Consider the following 18687-nt stretch of genomic DNA (forward strand, 5'->3'; position numbering starts at 1 on the left):
GTTTATATATTCAACGCGTATTTCAATAAATGTGGTGCAGTGCATGCGACTCGTCATGAGAGTCTCCTCTATACTATTAGCTCTAATGTTGATCGCTATAATCCCTCTAGCAAATCTAGGAGTCGCTCAGCAGGTTCAGCCAGGCCCAGCCTCTGACCAGATCACCTTCATAAGGGTCACTATAGACCAGGTTCCTGACGCGATCAAAAACAACCAGATCGACATGTACTACTACGCTCTGAGACCCCTACAGGCCCAGCAGATACAGCAGAGCGTCCCTAACGCAGTGCTATGGCAGGCGCCGGCTGGTCTAATAGACCTGATACTCAACCCAGCACCAGTCTCAGTCATAACGCTCAACGGTACGCTCACTATAAAGCAGGCCGCAGCTGCTCTCGGCGTCCCGCTGGCGGCTATCGTGGGCTTCGGGACTTCTGGCAACCAGACGATCGTCGAGCTGGGCGCTAACCCCAACACTAGCAGTATCAACCCGTTTGCCTTCAAGCAGATTAGGTGGGCCATGAACTACCTGGTCGACAGAGACACTATAGTCTCGCAGATCCTCAAGGGCTTCGGTGTACCGATGTACACCTTCCTGAGCCAGTACGACCCCACCTACACGATAATAGCCGACATCGTGGCGAGGTACGAGTTCAGGTACGACCCATCGTATGCTGACAGCCTCATAACCAGCGTCCTGACGTCAGTGGGCGCCCAGAAGATCGGCGGTGTATGGTACTACGGTGGTAAGCCGATAGCGATAAACTTCATTATCAGAATTGAGGACGAGAGGTACGACATCGGCAACATGGTGGCTACCGACTTAAAACTGCTAGGCTTCACGGTCAACGTGTTGCCGATGAGGTTCACCGACGCGATCAACACCGTGTACGGCACCGACCCGATGGAATTCGCGTGGCACATCTACACGGAGGGCTGGGGTAAGGGCGGCATAACCAGGTGGGATACCGCCTCAATAGCTCAGTTCTCCGCCCCGTGGTTCGGATACATGCCTGGCTGGCAGGAGCCCACCTTCTGGAACTACCAGAACTCCACGATAGACGACCTCACTCTCAGGATCTACACGGGCAACTTCACCAGCCAGAGCGAGTTCGTACAGCTGTATAGGAAGGCAACGGAGATGGCTATACAGGAGTCCGTTAGGGTCTGGATCGCCACCAGGCTAGACACATGGGTGACCACAAACCAGGTGCAGGGCATTACTCTGGACTTGGGTGCCGGCCTGAGAGGTATATGGAACGTCAGAGAGGCGTTTGTCACCGGTAAACCTGCCCTGACTATAGGCCACTTGTGGGTCTACACATCGGGCGACGCGTGGAACTACTGGGGTGGGATCGGGAGCGTGTACTACTTCGACCAGATGTACGCCACCTACGACCCGTTGACCTGGAACCACCCGTTCAACGGCGAGCCAATACCGTTCAGGACGCCGTACGTCGTGACTACGGCGGGACCCACTGGCAAGCTGGACGTACCATCTAACGCCGTTATGTGGGACGTGAACTCTAAGAAGTGGGTCCCCGTCCCAAGCGGCACTAAGGCTACTAGCATGGTCGTCTTCGACCTGAGTAAGCTGGTCGGTACTAAATGGCACAACGGTATAACGATCACAATGGCCGATGTCGCGGCCACCTGGGCATACGCATTCGACATAACTTACGACCCGAAGTACAGCGCGCTGGAGCCCAGGATTGCGAGCAACCTGAAACCTACACTAGACATGATCAAGGGCCTGGTCTTCGATGTCCAGAACAAGAGGTTGATCGTCTACATAGACTACTGGTTCTTCGACACCAACTACATAGCCGGAATGGCGACTCTAGGCATAGTTAACCCGCTCGAGATCCACACCGTGACGTGGCAGCTGGCACTTGACCAGAGGAACCAGACAGGCCTAGTGCTCTATCAGAGGAAGGGATACCAGTGGTTCAGCCTAGTCTACCCCGACCACGTGGCTCTGGTGAAGAACGCTCTTGCCACGTACCTTAACAACCAGACAGTCTTTGCGAAGGCCAACGCTTACGCGGACGGCCTCCTCACGATGGACGAGTGGAACGCCAGGATACAGGCTGACCTGAACTGGATCAACGCCCACGGCCACGCCTGGATAAGCCAGGGCCCGTTCTACATGGACAAGTTCGATAAAGACGCGCAAACGGCTGTATACAAGGCCTTCAGAGACCCGACCTACCCATTCAAGAAGGGCGACTGGTACTATGGCAAGCCGATCACGACACTGATAGGCGGCTACACTCTCAGCACCGTTATACCCGGTAAGATACTGCCGGGTAGCCCAGCCAACTTGACGGTCGTAGTCAACGGTATACCACCGCTACACTTGGAGTACATACTGAAGGACGCAGCCGGCAACATACTGTCGACGGGCGACGCAACCCAGATCAACCAGACGGCGTTCCTGATCTCCTTCTCAAGCGACTTCACGATCAACCTGGACTACAAGACTACCTACTACCTGATACTTCTAGCCTATTCTGACATAGTAGCGATGCCCGACATGAAGAAATTAGAGTTGACCACGGCTTCAACAGCAGAAGCACTCCAGTACATGCAGAGCTTGAACCAGGAGGCGTTGAATAAGCTACAGAGCGCCCTGAACCAGCAGATATCCAGCGTCTACAACCAGATTAACCAGTTGAACAGCCAGCTAACACAGTTGAACTCTACTCTGACAGCCATGCTAGGGCAGCAGATCCAGGCCGTTGTAACGGCTCTAACCCAGAACATCAAGACAGTCTCGGACGTGCTGACCAGCCTAGCTAACGCGGTCAACACGACGCAGGCCACACTGACGAACTTCCAGAGCTCGGCAAACAGCCAGTTCTCCTCCATATCCAGCGACCTCTCGAGCATAAAGAGCACACTGGCAAGCATGCAGACGACACTACAGGGAGCCGCTTCGGCCAGCGACGTTGAGGCTTTGAAGAGCCAGGTCTCCACGCTGCAGAACCTAGTATACGCCACTCTCGGGCTCGTAGTAGTGACTCTAATAGTCAGCGGTATTGGGCTAGCTAGAAAGAAGTAGCTTCCTAATTTTAAACACAAATATTTTTTCGACCCACACTAATACAATCCTGCCCAGAGAATACATATAAATACTCCTTCTAATTCCCTTTATTAGCGGTACGAGTGTGAGGACTATGCCGGGCACCGGTAGAGTAATATTAAGGAGAGCAATACTACTAACTTTAGCCTTCATACTCATAGTGATACTAACGGCCGGCATACTCGAGGGCACTGGTTTCGCGCAAAAAATATACGAGGCTCTTGTTACGCAAAACGTGCAGTCCGATGTCCAGATATACGCTAGGACGCACCCGGGCGCGTCACCGTCCGATATCCAGAACTTCAAGAACCAGATGACGAAGTACTGGATGGAGTACTACGGCCTCATAGACGCCAACGGCAATCCCGTCCCGCCCTACATTAGGATGTGGAAGCTGGTCTTCAACAGCCTCAAGTTCGACTTCGGCTATACTAACCAGGAGGGCATAACCGGGTTGATAGGTAGGCTGCCGCCTCAGCCCGTTATAACCGTGATAGCGGGCGTCTTACCGAGGACCATCCTAATGGCCACCGTGGCCGAGCTCGTATGTGCTCTAATAGCTCTACCTCTAGCTCCAAGGATAGCCTATAAACACGGCTCCTTGTGGGACAGGCTCATAGTTAGCTACGCGGCGCTCTTCAACGCCGTCCCGGTCTGGTGGCTGGCTATGATCCTTCTCTCGGTCTTCGGTTACACGCTCAGGATCTTTCCGACCAACTACAGAGCCTTGATGACGTACATAAACACGTTCTGGAGCAATCCGCTGGTCAACACGCTCTACATATCATGGTACGCGACGCTCCCAGTCATAACACTGGTCATAGCGTTCCTAAGCACCTGGTTGTACTCGATCAGGGCCATGGTACTGCGAATCGTGCGAGAGGACTACGTCATGGTGGCCAAGGCGAAGGGGCTGCCTGAAAAGGACATAGCCAGAAGGTATATCGTGAGGGTCATGGCCCCGCCCATAGTGACGTACGTGATACTGGCCCTCGCGGGCTCCCTAGGCGGGCTGATAATAACGGAGTCCGTCTTCGACTGGCCTGGCATGGGTACACTGACGTACTACGCCATCACAACAGGCGACGTTAACACCGTGATGGGCGTCTTCTTCATCCTAGTGTTAGTATACATATTGGCAAGGCTGCTACTAGAAGTACTGTACATCATCCTAGACCCGAGAGTCAGGTACAGGTAGGGTGGGGTAGCTATGGCGGTCCAGCAACCATCTCTAACCACGTTAATAAGGCAGAAGTTCGTCAAGCCGCTGTGGGGCGGCCTCAAAGAGGTCTGGAGTTTCGGCACGGGTAAAGTAGGGCTCGCTCTACTCTTCGTACTCGTCGGGGTATCCGCGGTAGCGACCGTTACAATGCCCTCTAACTTGCTTGCCATGTGGGAGAGCCCGTCCTTCTGGGACGAGAACCCCATGCTAGTCCCTCCAGCATGGGTCGCCTACCTGGGCCAGCCGGTTGCTCCACAGAGCGTCAACGTTTTAACTAGGCCCACTACGTCTATGGAGCAAGCCGGGTTCATGTACTACGTATACACGGTCAAGTACACGTTGACACAGCCACAGTACCCGCAAGACATACTCGCTAAAGTACAGGGTGTTGCCGTGTTCAACGTCCAGGTAAACGGGACCTCAAAGGTGGTCTCCCCGACAATAGTCCTCAAACTGACGAGGCCAGACAACCTGACGTTTACTCTGACAACCTCGACCCCGACCGTTAGCAACATAACAGGGCTCTACGTGACAACAGACGTGAAGTTGACGACGACAAACTACGGTGGAATAGCTGAGGCCCTCGGGTCGAAGTACATAAACGAGACGCAGCTATCCAGCGTTATAGGGAATAACGCGACCCTGCTGTCCGTTGTGAGGCTCGGGATAATCAACAACATCGTGACTTTGATGAGGAGCTTCCCGCAGTTCTACATATTCGGGAAGCTCAAGGTAACCGTGACTCTCGGAAACGTGTCCTCTGACCTGTTACCGATATACCACCAGGTAGAGACAGTCGCGAACAGCGTAACTCCCGGCGCACCTGGCTCTGACTTGGTCAAGGAAAGCCTCAGCAGAGCCCTCTCAGAGCTGAGGTCGGCGCTGGCCTCGAGGACCCCCTCCGAGATGGTACCACACCTATACGCCGCGCTCGGCAACTTGACTCAGGCCTACGCCCTCTCGGTCGCCTACAACACTCTCACCCCAGACCAGTCGAATGCCCTGTCCTCCGCGATGACGTCGCTCTCGAAAGTTATAAACGACTTCGAGACGACTACAAAGTACTACAACATCGAAATACAGACGCAGCCGCTTACGGGGACGTACACTGCAGACGTCATTGTGTCTTACTCCACGGAGGCCCCGCTGTCACAGCTGCCAGGGCTACCTGTTAAGACCGTGCGTGTTATATTCAAGGGCTCGGCTTTCGGACTGCTAGGCACGGACGACATCGGCAGAGACTTAGCGGTCATACTGTTCTACGGGTTCCCCGTTGCCATGGCGATAGGCTTGACAGCGGCCGTGGCGACAACACTAATAGGGCTGATACTGGGCGTCATAAGCGGATACTACGGAGGCTACGTCGACGAGGCGATCCAGAGGACCGTTGACGTCATAGGTAACATACCGCTCCTGCCGATCCTTATACTGCTGGGTCAGATCGCGTTGTTGGTGTTCGTCAACAACCCGTTCATGGTTCTGATGACTATAATCACGGTCCTGATAGTCTTCGGCTGGGGAGGCCTCACGATAACCGTCAGAACTATGACCCTGAGCATCAAGGAGGAGCCGTACATTGAGGCCGCGCTAGCGCTTGGCGCGAGCAACAGCAGGGTGATCCTCAAGCACATACTACCGCAGGTAGCAGCCTACGGTGTAGCCTCCATGGTGTTCTCGGTGCCATCGGCCATACTAACCGAGGCGGGCCTAAGCGTGCTGGGTATAAGGTCGGGGTACCCCACGTGGGGTGCGGTACTCAGTAGAGCAAGGGACTCCAACAGGTACGACGTGTGGTGGTGGATCCTACCTCCGGGCATCCTGATCTCGATAACGAGCCTGGCCTTCGTGTTGGTGGGTCTAGCAATCGAGAGGATCGTTGAGCCGAGGCTGAGGACGCTATAGAGGGCGTAAAGCAAGCACTTTTCGCGATAGCGTTTTTAACGTGCTCGTAGGACACAAAGTCGACCACTACTCGCTTTCTCATATTTGCTATAATCGCGCAAAGTTATCTGTTATTCAAATACTCGAGACCCTCGCCGAATACCACTAAGTGGTAGCCTCTTGCTCTCTGGTGTGGTTTCAGCCTGGTAAGTTCTCTTCACCCGTCTAACCGGGAGTAACTCATCATCCTAGCAGGGAATAGATCCAGTCTCGGTGTTTTATGCTCTAAGTTCGAGGAACCAGCAAAAACACCTCTAGGTGTTGTAGCCGTAGCGATTTAGAGCGGCTCTAATAGCCGGCTTAACTAGACGCCCCCGACTTCTCTTGTTCTAGCTTCTTTAGTTCCTCCTCTATCTCCTTCTCTATCTCCTCAATTGGCTTAGGAGGCGGTGTGGTGGCTAGTGTGTAGCCGATCCAAGCCAGTATTCCGAACACGCCTAAGACAGCTATCATCGCTGTTAACTGGAGTAGTTGCACCCAGTAGGGGGTCATGAACAGTATGTAGCCGTAGGCTACTATGACTACGATGCTCACAACGACTAGACCCCAACCCACCATTTGATCCCTGTTCATTGGTAACCCCCATATTCAGAAAGTATCTCAAGGGATAAAAACGTGTTGTTGGAGCAGATAACTTCCACGACTCAGTCGTGACAGTACTGCGATATCCTCCTCAGCAACCTAACCTCCATTCTTTTCATGTAGAACACCGAGAGCGCTAGGGAGAAGCTCACGATACCTGTTGTCGTGAATATGGCCCCTACTAAGGCCCTAATGTGGTGTATGACACCTGTTAGAACGTACTTAAGGAACACGTAGAAGTCGAAGTACAGTCCCGGTATTAGGGTCAGGGCTCCGAGTAAGAGCACGGTGAAAGTTGGGTTGTACCTCCACGTTAGCAACAACATGCTTAAGAGTATCGTGAAGCCGTGCCTAACACCGAGTTTCTTCTCGCCCACTCTCTTCCTGTACTTGATGGGGACCTCGGCTACTTTATAGCCTGTCGAGAGGGTGTGGGACAAGATCTCGGCTTCTACGCTGAAGTCCTTGAACTCGAACTCGACCTCGTCTAGGACACGCTTCCTCACCGCGTACATGCCGCTCAGCGCGTCGCTAAGTTTTACGCCGTAAAAGACGTTGAACAGGCTGGTCAGGAACCAGTTGCCGAACCTATATACTACGCTCTGGGCCCTTTTCTCGATTTGTTTCCTGGCTCCAATGACTAGGTCGTAACCCTCATTGATCTTTTTTATTAAGTCTTGGATGTGCTCGGCTGGGTAAGTGTAGTCGCCGTCCATGACTACAACGACGCTACCGTTTACGTACTTTAGGCCGGACTTTATGGCGTCTGCCTTACCACGCCCTTCTTGTCGAACCACTCTCACTCCTAAACTCCTCGCGACCTCGGGTGTACCGTCCGTCGAGCCCCCGTCTACGACGAGAACCCTGGCTGGGTCGTATCCCAACTCGATTACCTCTCTAAGCGTTTTCTCCAGCCCCTCTCTTTCGTTCAGCACGGGGATGAGGATGGCGAAGTCCGTCGAGACGCTATTGCCCAAACTAGGCAGCACCTTGATAAGTCTATCAACATTTATGTAAAAAAAAGTTAGTGCCTTGAGCCTAGGTGTTGTCACAGTGAAGTGCCACTACTGCGACAGGGAAGCCGTTGTGAGGTTGCCCTACGCCAAGCTCAACCTCTGCAGGGAGCATTTCGCGGAGTACCTTCTACGCAAGCTCGAGAGGAGCGTGGAGAGGTACAAGATGTTCGGTAAAGGTAGCAAGGTGGTCGTGGGCGTTTCCGGCGGGAAAGACAGCGTAACCCTCACCAAGCTTCTTTCCGAGTCCGGTCTCGCGAAAATGCTAGTCGTCCACGTGAACCTGTCCATAGGAGAGTACTCCAGGATATCCGTGGAGACGGTGAGAAGGTTCAGTGTAGAGCACGGTCTAGACTACCTCATCGTAGACCTCTCCGATTACGGTATCGGCATCCCCGAGCTCGTCGCGAAGACTAGAAGAAGCCCTTGCAGCGTGTGCGGCATGGTGAAGAGGTACGTACTGAACGCGCTCACCTTGGACTTGGGTTACGATGCGCTGGCTACCGCTCACCACGCAGACGACATGGCCGTGTACATAGTGAAGAGCTTCCTGCTACAGGACTACGACCAGCTCTACAAGATCTCCCCCGTTAACAACGAGGTGCCGGGGCTCGCCGCTAGAAAAATCAAGCCACTCTACGAGTTCTACGAGTTTGAGATCGAGAGCTTTGCGAGGCTGTACGGGTTACCGTTCGTGAGCGTAAAGTGCCCGTTCAAGCACGTGGGTTGGCTCGAGCGCTACGTTAGAGAACTGCTCGACAGGGCCGAGGAGGAGTCCCCCGGCTTCAAGATCTCGCTACTCAGGTCTCACGCTAGGAGAACGATGTCTATGAGGTCGGCAGAGCAAACCAATCCGAAGGCCTGTGCTAGTTGTGGCCTCATAAGTAGCGGAACCGAGTGCTCGTTTTGCAGGTTTACGAGGAGAGCCCTGGGTCAGCCGATGGGGCTCGTGGTTAGAAGATGGATTATCGAAAAGACCGCGGCGGGCGGGACGCGTAAGGTAACCGGCACCCCGCCTAGCTCGGTAGGCTAGGCGGCTGGGCGGGCTCGCGTCTACGCGAGAGAACTACGAGTAGGAGAGTAGAGGCTACTATCAATAGAGCGACCAGTAGAGAGAGGATTAACAGGACAGCCCCAGCCGGGCCCGCGCCGAAGCAGAGCGGGACGAAGAACAGCACTACACAGAACCCTGTCGACACGTTGGTAGCTGACGTCGAAGACTCGAAGAGGGCTAGTAAAACCCCAACAATCGACATTGCAATACCTGCCACGAAGAGCAGGAGGCCTATGCGTGTTAGGCTGCTCATACCGTCACCACGTGGTTAACAATAGGAACACTATGGTTACAGCCACTAGTACCAATCCGATAACCGCTGCTATTAGGGCAGCTCTTCTACTCGTCCCAAAGACAATTGGTATCGGCCCGATGATCAGAACACCCCCGCCCTCTGCTCTGTTTTTCCTCTCCTCCTCCCCAGAAAGTAAGGCCCCGAACAGCATCAGCAGGAAGCCTACGAGGCTGATTGCTATTCCCAGTACTACGATGAGAACTCCGACCAAGCCCATCACTAACAGATCTCTAATGCAGACTACCATGCTATAAACTACTTCATGCCGCCAGGTATGAATACCACGGGGACTATTGCGAGGCTCGTGGAATAGTCGGGCTTGTCGACGCGGTCGATCAGCCCGAGCCTATAGTATAGTCCCAGCAAGTCCACGTAGCCGAGAAATACCCTCCCACCGCCGCACTCGATCCGCCAGTACCTCTTCTTATCCTTCTCGATCATTTGGGCCCTAGCCTTGAGTACCTCCTCCAAAAGACGCGGGTCTTTCCGCCTGATCACGTCCATAGAGGTCTTAACGCACTTCTCGTACCAGTCGAGTATTGAGTAGTCTGCTATTCTTAGATGTAGCTTCCAATCGTTTACGCCCATCCCCTTACACACTTTAACGGCCTCGTCCACAAGCTTCGCGACCTCACCGCAGTACTTCTCGCCAATACACATAGCTGGCGAGATGTAGACGGAGGAGAACACCAAGAGCTCGGAGACTTCTCGCGATACGCCCCCGTTCTCCAGGAGCTCCACCATGCGATCAAGCCCTGTAATGGGTAACGTCAACTCTCTGAAGGGGTTCCCTTGAAGGTACCTCTCGACTTTGCCCCTGTACTTCTCGACGAGTCTAGGTGTCAAGCCGAGATCTCTATACTTGAACCTCTTCCTCAACCACTCCACAGTGTCCCAGCCACCCTCTTCGTCGAGATCGAACAGGACCACCCCGCGGAGGTTCTTGACTATAGAAGCGTAGAGCGCGAACATGTTCCCCCGGGTCTCGCCGGTACTTTATTTTATCCGACGGCCCGGGTCTAAAAGGCTTATTAGAGAATCGCCCGCGGGACCCCTTTGCTGGGTCATCGCGGGAGGCCCCGCCTTTAAGCTAGCTCACACTTCATAGTTAGGCTTGGTGAAGGAAGTGAACGTCAAGCTCGCGGCGGGCGGTTTCATAGTAGTGTTGCTAATGGTATCCTTAGTTATTCGGGGTAAGAGGCCGAAGACCCCTATATGGAGTATCATGACATTCACGGCGTTTATTGCTGTAGCATCGGGCCTCGTAAGGCTCGACGAGCTTAACAGCGTGATAGACCTCAGCGTCGTGCTGTTCTTGATAGGCATGTTTAGCATCACAGGCCTAGCAGAGAGGTCCGGGCTATTAGACTACGTGGCGAGCAGGTTCATACGCCTGTTCAAGACGAGAAGGTCGCTAATAGTAGCATCCTCGCTACTATTCGGGCTTCTGTCAGCTATGGCCGTCAACGATACCGTCGCGTTGATGGGCCCACCGATCGCCTACACTATCTCGAAAGCGATCGGCGTCGAATCCGAGATGATGATGCTTCTACTGGCTTTCTCCTTGACCATCGGCTCCGTCATGACACCTATTGGTAACCCGCAGAACATGCTAATCGCTGTTAGGTCTGGCATGTCGGCGCCCTTCGTGAAATTTGTACTCTACTTGTCCATCCCGACCGCTCTCAACTTACTCGTCACGCCTCTAATCTTGATGAAGTTGTATGGCGTAAGAAACGGGCGGAAGAGCGAGGTGCTCCTAGTACCAGAGGAGACGATAGAAAGCAGGAGAGACGCTGCCCTGGCTGGTATAGGGCTGGCCGTCTCGGTATCCGCACTCATGGTTAACGACCTACTACAGCTGATGGGTCTCCCCTACGTAGAGGAGAGGGGGATAATCCCCTTTGTCGTCGCCTCGGCCATATATGTGTTCTCGGAGAACCCACGTGAGGTTTTAGGCAAGGTGGACTGGGGCACTATAGTCTTCTTCATATCGATGTTCATAACCATGGAAGGGGTCTGGAGGAGCGGCTTCCTAAACCCCCTTCTAGCGCTGTTTGTTTCGGGAAGACCGGTCGACACGCCTCTCAGTATTCTATCGATCTCGGCCCTCTCGGTAGTTGGGAGCCAGCTGATAAGTAACGTGCCTTTCACCAGGCTGATGATAACCGAGCTTCACGAGGCGGGTTACACAGGAAAACAAGACCTACCCTGGCTGACGCTAGCGATGTCCACGACGATAGCTGGGAACCTGACCATACTCGGGGCGGCGTCCAACATAATCATCGTAGAGTACCTCGAGTCGAGAATGGGGACCACCATCACTTTCACGAAGTTCGCGAAGATCGGCGCTATAGTGACGCTGGTAAACATTGTTGTCTACTTCGCTTTCCTAGCACCTCTACAACTTCTAGGCTTAGTTTCGTAAGGCGCTCTCCCAGACGACTTTAGTAGAGCGGGTTTTAAGCCGTGAGTCCTCATAAGTTTTACTCAGATTATATATGGGTGTTAAAGCACTCGTACAGAACGAGGGCAGGGTGTAGCTCCTTGGACGACACACTCCCCGACGAACTGAGGTTGAAGATGTTGAAGAGGCTCATCTCTGCTCAGTCCCAGAAAAAGGAGGAGAGAGACGCCCAGCCCGTTGACCCGGAGAGAGCGGTCTATAGTAAGCTGTCCGACGACAGGGCACTTGAACTGGTAGAGAAGACGAAGCAGTTGTACCCGAGAGAATACCCCGCGGTCGTCTCCGTGCTGTACGAGATGTTGAAGAGGGGGATTGTAGACAAGCTCGACGGTCTAACCGTATTAGCGGTCCTGAGAAGGCTCGGCCTCGACGTGAGGCCCGAGCTAAGGATCAAGTTCGTGAAGCAGGGTAGGGAGGTGGACTTCGAGGACTACGTTAAGTGAGCTAGAAGTAAGAGAGGAGAGAAAAAACGTTGTGAGAGACCTACTTGACTCCGTACATCGTCAACGCTAGGACGGCCATCTTCGTCCACAGGCCGTTCTCTGCCTGCTCGTAAATTATAGACCTCTTCGGGTCGTCGATGACGTCTTCGTCCGCCTCGTAGCCTCTGAATATCGGTAGCACGTGCATTAAGGCTCCGTGCTTGTCCATCAAGTCCATTAACTCCCTTGTCACCTTCCAGTTCTTGTACTTCTCGTATATCTTGAGCTCCTCGTCCTTGAACTTGCTGTAGCCGACCTGGACTAGTGTTGGCGTAGCCCAGTTCCTCGGGAAGACGGCGTGAGCACCCCTCAGCGCCTCCTGTAGGTTGTCAGTGACCTCGAGGGAGCCGCCGTGCTCCTTGGCGAGCTCCTTAGCCTGCTCGACGAGCTTGGGGTCTAGGTCGAATCCTGGAGGCCTGGCAATGACGACGTCTACGCCGAACCTGGGGAATAGTATCATGTCCTCCTGGGGGCTGCACCAGCCTCTGATCTCCGGGCTGTACGCCCACATTATCACGTACTTCTTACCCTGCGGGTTCCCGAACCTCTCGATGAAGGTGAATATGTCCGCCAGGCCCTGCGTCGGGTGGAACATGTCGTCGGCCATGTTGATGACGGGGATCTTCGCCGCCTTAGCCATCTCCCTTATATAGGAATTGCCTACGCCGTACAGGTAGTCAATGGCCTTGTCCAGGATCCTGATGCCTAGGCCGTGACCGTACAAGTCGTACATAGCGGCTACGTCCTTAACGGCCTCCCCCGCCTTCTCCTGCTTGCCGAACGCCATCCTAGTCGTGGTCGCGTCAATGTATGCTGCGTGGCCGCCAAGGAAGTACATGCCGGACTCGAAAGCCGCCCTCGTCCTCGTGGATGGCGCGAAGAACAGCATGTAGAAGACTTTCTTCTCCAGCACCTTGGGAATAGCCTCGACGCCGTAGTAGTTCGCTAATTGTTTGAACTCGGCTGCTAGTTTCAGCGCTATGTCGATCTCCTCGTCGCTCCACTCTAGCGTGGAGATCAGGTCTTTCCCGCTCAACTCCCTTACGAGGTACCTTAGCGAGGGCATGACACCCACTCTCCGCTTAAACCCCTCTTAGTTAGGTGGAAGGTTAAATACTTGTAGAGCCTGCCCCTTCGCGCTGTCCAGCGGCTAAAAGGCCTGGGTATTTTCGTGGGCGGCCGATAGGTTCACGTTTTAAAACCCTAGCGGGATTAGGGTTTCACAGTGTTGCTCTATGAGGAGGACGCTAGTAATCACACTACTAGTGATCGTCGTGGTTGCGGGCCTCTCAGCGTACTTCATGTCGACGAGACACAGCGTGAGTAAAACAAGGGTCGTAGTTTACGCGTACAACGACAAGATAACAGGGATAGACCCCAGCCTCGAGGACGACACCGGCCTAGTCGTACTGGGCAGCGTTTACGAGCCGCTCCTGTACTACGATCCTGTTCATAACAGGACTATACCAGCCCTCGCAGAGAGGTGGGAGTCTAGCGAGAACAACACGGTGTGGGTCTTCCACTTGAGGAGAGGAGTGGTCTTCCACGACGGCTCGCCGTTTAACTCGACCGCGGTAGTCCTCAGTGTAACGAGGGCTAAAGAAGTCTACGAGAAGTACGGGATAGGGCTGGGGTTTATATGGGACGCGGTAGACGAGGTGAAGGCCCTCGACGAGTACACTGTTGAGTTCAAGCTGAAGTACCCACAGAGACTGGACCTGATAGCGGCATCTAGTTACGCGGCCTACATCTTCAACCCGGGCGCCCTAGCGAAGGCTGGCGTGTCCGACCCCACCGACTTACGGTTGAGGGAGTGGTTCAACAAGGGTACCGACGAGGGCACAGGTCCATACATAATCGAGTCCTACGACCCTTACAGCCAGGTCGTCCTGGTGAAGTTCGACAAGTGGTGGGGGTGGAGCCAGGTGGGCAACGACAAGGCCCCCGACAAGGTGATAATCAAAGTAGTGACGGACCCGCAGAGCCAATTCAATGGGCTGGTAAGCGGTAGCCTGGACATAGTGACGAGTGTCCCCCGGACGAGCATAGAGGACCTGGTCAACAGGGGCTACAAGTACATAAAGTTCGCGACTTTCCACAGCTACTTCCTTGTTTTCAACACCAAGAGGTACCCGACAAACATAACCGAGTTCAGGCTGGCTGTGCTTTATGCTATACCGTGGGACAGGATTGTTCAGCAGGCAATGAAGGGTTACGCGCTACTAGGGAGCGGGTACGTTCCACACTACTTCCCGGGTTTCGTTGAGGGCTTGACCTACAAACAGAACCTCACCCTGGCCAGGATTTACCTGGAGAAAAGCGGTGTCGAGCCTGGCGTGACAATAGAGTTCATGTACCAAGCCGACTACCTCGAGGAGGAGGACTTCGCGAGCATACTCAAGACCTCGCTAGCCCAGATAGGTGTCAACGTAAGGCTTCTACCCGCGAGCTGGGAGTCAATGAAAGAGGCTGGAAAGGCGGTATGGAGCAGCCCGGACTCGGCGCCTCACTTGATCATAAACGACTGGTGGCCGACAACGGTGTCCCCGTACGACTACCTGTACAACCTGTTCCACAGCGATAGCAAGGAGTGGAACTGGAGCGGCTTCGAGAACGACACTTTCAACAACCTCATAGACCAGGCCTTCGCTCTTGAAGGAGTCGACTACGGGAAGGCCATGGAGTTGTACAAGCAGGCCCAAGAGATACTGTTCTCCAACGGCGTGGCCGTCAACCTGTGGGACGAGGTGAAGGTATTCGTCTACAGCCCGAGACTCGACATTCCTGAGGAGGCGATCAACCCGCTGTACATGTACGTCGTATTCTACCAGTACGTGAAGGTGGCATAGTAATTGGCCGTCAGCCTGGGCTACGTCTTGAAACGCGTTTTTTACTCCCTCCTCGTGATAATCGGCGTCATTGTCGTGACCTACGCTATCATTATATTCTCTCCCGGAGACCCCGCCGCCAGGTGGGCTGGCAACCCCAGGGGTCCCGGTGCTGAAAGGGCGATCGAAGTAGCTAGGGCCGAACTAAACCTCGATAAGCCCCTCTATGTTCAAATACCACTCTTTATACTCAACGTGTTCACGGGCAATCTAGGTGTGTCTATTTCAACAAAGACCCCCATTTTGGCTACTATATGGGCCCACTTGTCCTCGACGCTCGAGCTTCTGATCTTCGGGTACTTGATCGGTATACCTCTAGGAGTTTTACTAGGTGTATACTCGGCACTTAGGAGGGGTACTCCTCGTGGGGATGCCCTGGAATCAGTTGGATTCGTTATCGCGAACACACCATCATTCTGGACCAGCATGGCGCTCTTCCTCGTACTCGCCGAAGTACTAGGCGTATCCTCCTACGGTAGAATAGACGCGAAGCTAGCAGCAACTTTGGGGTTTAAGCCTATAACAGGCTTTTACACCGTAGACACTCTGCTTCAGGGCGACTTTATATTATTCCTCGACGTTTTGAAGAGGATACTACCCCCAGCCTTCGTCGTAGCCCTCTACCCCACGGGGGTAGGAATTAGGGTCGTGAGAGTGATGATGTCAGAAGCGCTGGGCGAGGACTACGTCAGGCAGGCTGTCGCTCTGGGCGTCGAGAAGAGGGAGGTTATATGGGCCTACGCGTTTAGGGGTACAGTCCCCGGCTTAACACAGGTAATGGGTCTAGCCTTCGCGTACAGCCTCGTGGACGCCATGGTCGTCGAGTACGTGTTTGGCAGGGAGGGGTTGGGCAGCCTCCTCGTGAGCGCTGTGGTCTCCAACGACTTTAAACTCGCCGCATCGATACTCATAGTCATCAGCGTCTTCTACATCCTGGCGAACACCATCACGGACATAGTCCAGTCCTGGATAGACCCCAGGGTGGTACTGTGATAGCGCCCAGCCAGCGGGCTACCACGCTAGGGGGGCTCACTTACTACTTGACTAGGGCCTGGAAGAGGAGTGCCAGGTTCAGAGTCGGGGTCGTTATCGTCTCGGCCATTACAGTGCTGGCGTTTCTATCACCCTTCGTGGTCCCTTATCCGAGTGAAGGCTGGGGGTTCGTCCCGATCAACCAGACGGGAGAGGCCGGGCAGCCGCCGAGTCTAGCGCACTTATTCGGTACTGACGACAAGGGTAGAGACCTCTTATCAAGGGTTCTGCTAGGCTCTTCGACAGCTCTACTCCAGATAGTACTCGTAGTGGGGTTAAGCCTAGCCATCGGTATGACAGTTGGGGTATTCGCGGCGTACTACAAAGGAACACTCGACACCGTGCTGAACTACATCATAGAGGTCTTCTTGGCACTACCGGCCATTTTGATAGCGGTCCCGCTCAGAATGGTCTTGGGCCCTGGGCTACACGTTGTCGTTATGGCGATGGTCCTCACGTGGTGGGCTTGGTATGGAAGAGTTGCGAACGTGTACGCTAGGAGTGTATGCGAGATGGAGTTCGTCACGCTGTCAAAGCTCTCTGGTTTACCCGGCTACAAGATAATCTTTAGACACGTCTTGAGCAACACCAGTCCTCCCGTGGTGGTCCAGGCCGTCACAGACTTCGGGAGCGTCCTATTAGAGGCCTCGGCGATAAACTTCTTGGGGTTCGGCCTCCCCCCGGACTACCCAGACTGGGGCGTAATAGCCCAGAACGGATTTTACTACATAATGAAAATGCCGTGGATCAGCCTCATCCCCGGCTTGTTCATCCTGGTAACGGCCTTGGGCTTTAGCATGGTAGGCGACGCTTTAAGGGACGAGATAGACCCGAAGTTGAGGAGGAGGTGGAGGTTGTGGTTCTAGCCGTGGAAGCGAGGAATTTGAGCATCGGCTACCTCGACGAGGACGACAACGTGGTGTTGGTGGTGAGGAACGCCTCTTTCAGTATAGAAGAGGGCGAAGTGTGCTGTCTAGTCGGCGAAAGCGGCTCGGGTAAGACCACCCTAGGTAACTCTATCGCAGGCGTTCTACCACCCTACACCGTTACGAGAGGGTTGCTCTACCTTTTCGGTAAACTGGTCGTGAAGGACGAGCTGAGGTTTTACGAGGGCGTGAGAGGGCGGTTAGTGTCCTACATACCCCAGAATCCCGGCTCTTCGCTAAGCCCGTATATGAGGGTGTGGGACCAGTTCTGGCGTGTTATGAAGGCCCACGGGTTTACAGAGGAGACGGCGAGGAAAAAAGTCGTAGAAATCCTGAGTCTTCTCAACCTAAAGACAGAGGTCCTAGAACTCTACCCACACGAACTCAGTGGAGGGATGCAGCAGAGGGTGGCCGTAGGCTTAAGCCTTGTTACGGGTGCTAAACTCCTCGTGGCGGACGAGCCTACTTCAAGCGTAGACGCGCACCTCAAGCTACAGTTAATGAGGTTGTTCAGGGAGATCAAGGGGCTGTACGGGATCACGATCGTCTTGATAACGCACGACATCTTGTTGGCGGGTAAGGTCTGTGATAGGATCCTAGTGATGTACGGGGGCGAGATAGTCGAGGTGTCCGGCGCAAATGAGCTGTTGGAAAACCCACTACACCCCTACACAAGGCTTCTCACACGCGTAGTCCCCGTCTTGGGCTACAAGAAGAAGCTGGAGTCCATACCCGGCGAGCCTCCTAGGCCCGGTCAAGTGCTGGAGGGCTGCGTCTTCTACGAAAGGTGCCCTGTTAGAGGAGACGAGTGCGTCAAAACGCCACCAGCTCGGGAGGTTGAAGGGAGGGTGGTCAAGTGTTGGAGGCCCCTGATCAGGGAGAGTGCTTTATTAAGCTAGAGGGAGTCGTAGCGGGCTATCGCGTAACCAGGTCTCTTCTCTCGATAAGGAGAAGCTTTACACCGGTACTGAAAGACGTGAACTTGTGTTTAAGACCAGGCGAGAGGGTGGCTGTAATAGGTGAAAGCGGTAGCGGCAAGACGACCCTACTAAAGGTCGTGCTCGGACTCTTGAGGCCCGTCAAGGGTAGAGTGGTCGTTGACGGCAGAGACATTTATAGGGACAGGGCGTCCTGGTTGAGAAGCGTTAGAAAACTCGGCTATGTCCCGCAAGATCCCTACAGGTCGCTAGACCCAAGGGTAAAGATTAGAACGAGCCTCATCGAGCCGCTGGAGAGAACAGGTATGCGACGGGAGGAAATAGAGGAGAGGGTGAGGTCGGTTCTCAAGCTGGTCGGGCTTCACGAGGAAGTGCTGGACCTCTACCCTAGGAGCCTGAGCGGCGGAATGCTGCAGAGGGTCCTAATAGCAAGGGCGATCGTCGGCGAGCCCAAATATCTAATACTAGACGAGCCGACCTCTTCTCTCGACGTCTCCACACAGGCCCAGATCGTGAACTTGATCAACGACATATACGAGAGGTATAAGATCGGGGTTCTCTTGGTGACGCACGACCTCGCGGTTGCCCAATACCTCGCAGACAGAGTAGTCATACTCAGAGAGGGCCGAGTGGTAGAGGAGGGCCTCTTCGAAGAGGTGATCTTGAGACCTAGGCACGAGTACACGAGGCTCCTAGTTAAAAGCTATATGATGGAACCCATTTAGTATTGTTATGTGATGTGGGAAGCGCGCTAAACTAGAG

The 18687-nt window shown here is 54.1% G+C and carries 17 protein-coding genes; 11 read left to right on the top strand and 6 right to left on the bottom strand.

The features are described 5' to 3' along the window. The first annotated feature begins 43 nt into the window (after positions 1 to 43). The 3 genes from WLZ34_RS05025 to WLZ34_RS05035 all read left to right on the top strand — a co-directional run bounded on the left by WLZ34_RS05025 (position 44) and on the right by WLZ34_RS05035 (position 6209). On the top strand, positions 44 to 3064 hold the full coding sequence (locus WLZ34_RS05025) for an ABC transporter substrate-binding protein (protein WP_434730981.1): 3021 nt from the start codon (positions 44 to 46) through the stop codon (positions 3062 to 3064). A gap of 115 nt (positions 3065 to 3179) precedes the next feature. Continuing rightward, entirely contained in the window at positions 3180 to 4283 is a 1104-nt protein-coding gene (locus WLZ34_RS05030; protein WP_434731940.1) for an ABC transporter permease, read from the top strand. Positions 4284 to 4295: 12 nt separating this feature from the next. Further along, on the top strand, positions 4296 to 6209 hold the full coding sequence (locus WLZ34_RS05035; RefSeq protein ID WP_434730982.1) for an ABC transporter permease: 1914 nt from the start codon (positions 4296 to 4298) through the stop codon (positions 6207 to 6209). Between the two features lie 339 nt (positions 6210 to 6548). Here the strand turns inward: WLZ34_RS05035 and WLZ34_RS05040 are convergent, their stop codons facing one another. Then, positions 6549 to 6821 (bottom strand): transcriptional regulator, encoded by a 273-nt coding sequence (locus WLZ34_RS05040; protein WP_428727492.1) that lies wholly within the window; start codon positions 6819 to 6821, stop codon positions 6549 to 6551. A gap of 71 nt (positions 6822 to 6892) precedes the next feature. Then, a complete protein-coding gene (locus WLZ34_RS05045) occupies positions 6893 to 7807 on the bottom strand; it encodes a glycosyltransferase family 2 protein (RefSeq protein ID WP_434730983.1) in 915 nt (304 codons plus the stop codon). 55 nt (positions 7808 to 7862) lie between these two features. Between WLZ34_RS05045 and WLZ34_RS05050 the strand changes: the two genes are divergently transcribed. Beyond that, the gene (locus WLZ34_RS05050; RefSeq protein WP_434730984.1) at positions 7863 to 8876 is read left to right on the top strand and encodes an ATP-binding protein; all 1014 of its coding nucleotides are present in this window, start codon (positions 7863 to 7865) and stop codon (positions 8874 to 8876) included. Here the strand turns inward: WLZ34_RS05050 and WLZ34_RS05055 are convergent. The 3 genes from WLZ34_RS05055 to WLZ34_RS05065 are packed head-to-tail and all read right to left on the bottom strand — an operon-like array spanning position 8860 to position 10164. Beyond that, positions 8860 to 9150: a hypothetical protein gene (locus tag WLZ34_RS05055; RefSeq protein WP_434730985.1), complete on the bottom strand. Its 291-nt coding sequence runs from the start codon at positions 9148 to 9150 to the stop codon at positions 8860 to 8862. The genes WLZ34_RS05050 and WLZ34_RS05055 overlap by 17 nt on opposite strands. Before the next feature lie 4 nt (positions 9151 to 9154). Continuing rightward, positions 9155 to 9439: a TIGR00304 family membrane protein gene (locus WLZ34_RS05060; RefSeq protein WP_434730986.1), complete on the bottom strand. Its 285-nt coding sequence runs from the start codon at positions 9437 to 9439 to the stop codon at positions 9155 to 9157. An 8-nt stretch (positions 9440 to 9447) separates the two neighbouring features. After that, complete coding sequence (locus tag WLZ34_RS05065) at positions 9448 to 10164, bottom strand: hypothetical protein (protein WP_434730987.1); 717 nt, start codon at positions 10162 to 10164, stop codon at positions 9448 to 9450. A gap of 145 nt (positions 10165 to 10309) precedes the next feature. On the opposite strand from WLZ34_RS05065, the gene WLZ34_RS05070 reads away from it, so the two are divergent. Together WLZ34_RS05070 and WLZ34_RS05075 are read left to right on the top strand one after the other, a co-directional pair. After that, positions 10310 to 11620: an SLC13 family permease gene (locus WLZ34_RS05070; protein WP_434731941.1), complete on the top strand. Its 1311-nt coding sequence runs from the start codon at positions 10310 to 10312 to the stop codon at positions 11618 to 11620. Between the two features lie 119 nt (positions 11621 to 11739). Next, positions 11740 to 12102: a hypothetical protein gene (locus WLZ34_RS05075; protein ID WP_434730988.1), complete on the top strand. Its 363-nt coding sequence runs from the start codon at positions 11740 to 11742 to the stop codon at positions 12100 to 12102. Positions 12103 to 12142: 40 nt separating this feature from the next. On the opposite strand, the gene WLZ34_RS05080 is transcribed toward WLZ34_RS05075, so the two are convergent. Next, complete coding sequence (locus tag WLZ34_RS05080) at positions 12143 to 13207, bottom strand: ornithine carbamoyltransferase (RefSeq protein WP_428726630.1); 1065 nt, start codon at positions 13205 to 13207, stop codon at positions 12143 to 12145. Positions 13208 to 13376: 169 nt separating this feature from the next. Between WLZ34_RS05080 and WLZ34_RS05085 the strand changes: the two genes are divergently transcribed. Genes WLZ34_RS05085 through WLZ34_RS05105 form a run of 5 tightly spaced genes read left to right on the top strand, consistent with a single transcriptional unit; the run spans position 13377 to position 18650 of the window. After that, positions 13377 to 14990, top strand: a complete 1614-nt coding sequence (locus WLZ34_RS05085) for an ABC transporter substrate-binding protein (RefSeq protein ID WP_434730989.1) — start codon at positions 13377 to 13379, stop codon at positions 14988 to 14990. 3 nt (positions 14991 to 14993) lie between these two features. Continuing rightward, positions 14994 to 16022 (top strand): ABC transporter permease, encoded by a 1029-nt coding sequence (locus WLZ34_RS05090; protein ID WP_434730990.1) that lies wholly within the window; start codon positions 14994 to 14996, stop codon positions 16020 to 16022. Beyond that, a complete protein-coding gene (locus WLZ34_RS05095) occupies positions 16019 to 16927 on the top strand; it encodes an ABC transporter permease (protein WP_434730991.1) in 909 nt (302 codons plus the stop codon). Before WLZ34_RS05090 ends, WLZ34_RS05095 begins: the two co-directional genes overlap by 4 nt. Beyond that, positions 16918 to 17886, top strand: coding sequence for an ABC transporter ATP-binding protein (locus tag WLZ34_RS05100; RefSeq protein WP_434730992.1), 969 nt, complete (start codon positions 16918 to 16920; stop codon positions 17884 to 17886). The genes WLZ34_RS05095 and WLZ34_RS05100 overlap by 10 nt, the downstream gene beginning before the upstream one ends. Further along, entirely contained in the window at positions 17844 to 18650 is an 807-nt protein-coding gene (locus tag WLZ34_RS05105) for an ABC transporter ATP-binding protein (protein ID WP_434730993.1), read from the top strand. The genes WLZ34_RS05100 and WLZ34_RS05105 overlap by 43 nt, the downstream gene beginning before the upstream one ends. Positions 18651 to 18687 lie beyond the last annotated feature (37 nt).

Origin of the sequence: Thermogladius sp. KZ2Tp1 (genome assembly GCF_051131135.1) — an archaeon.
Lineage (GTDB): Archaea > Thermoproteota > Thermoprotei_A > Sulfolobales > Desulfurococcaceae > Thermogladius.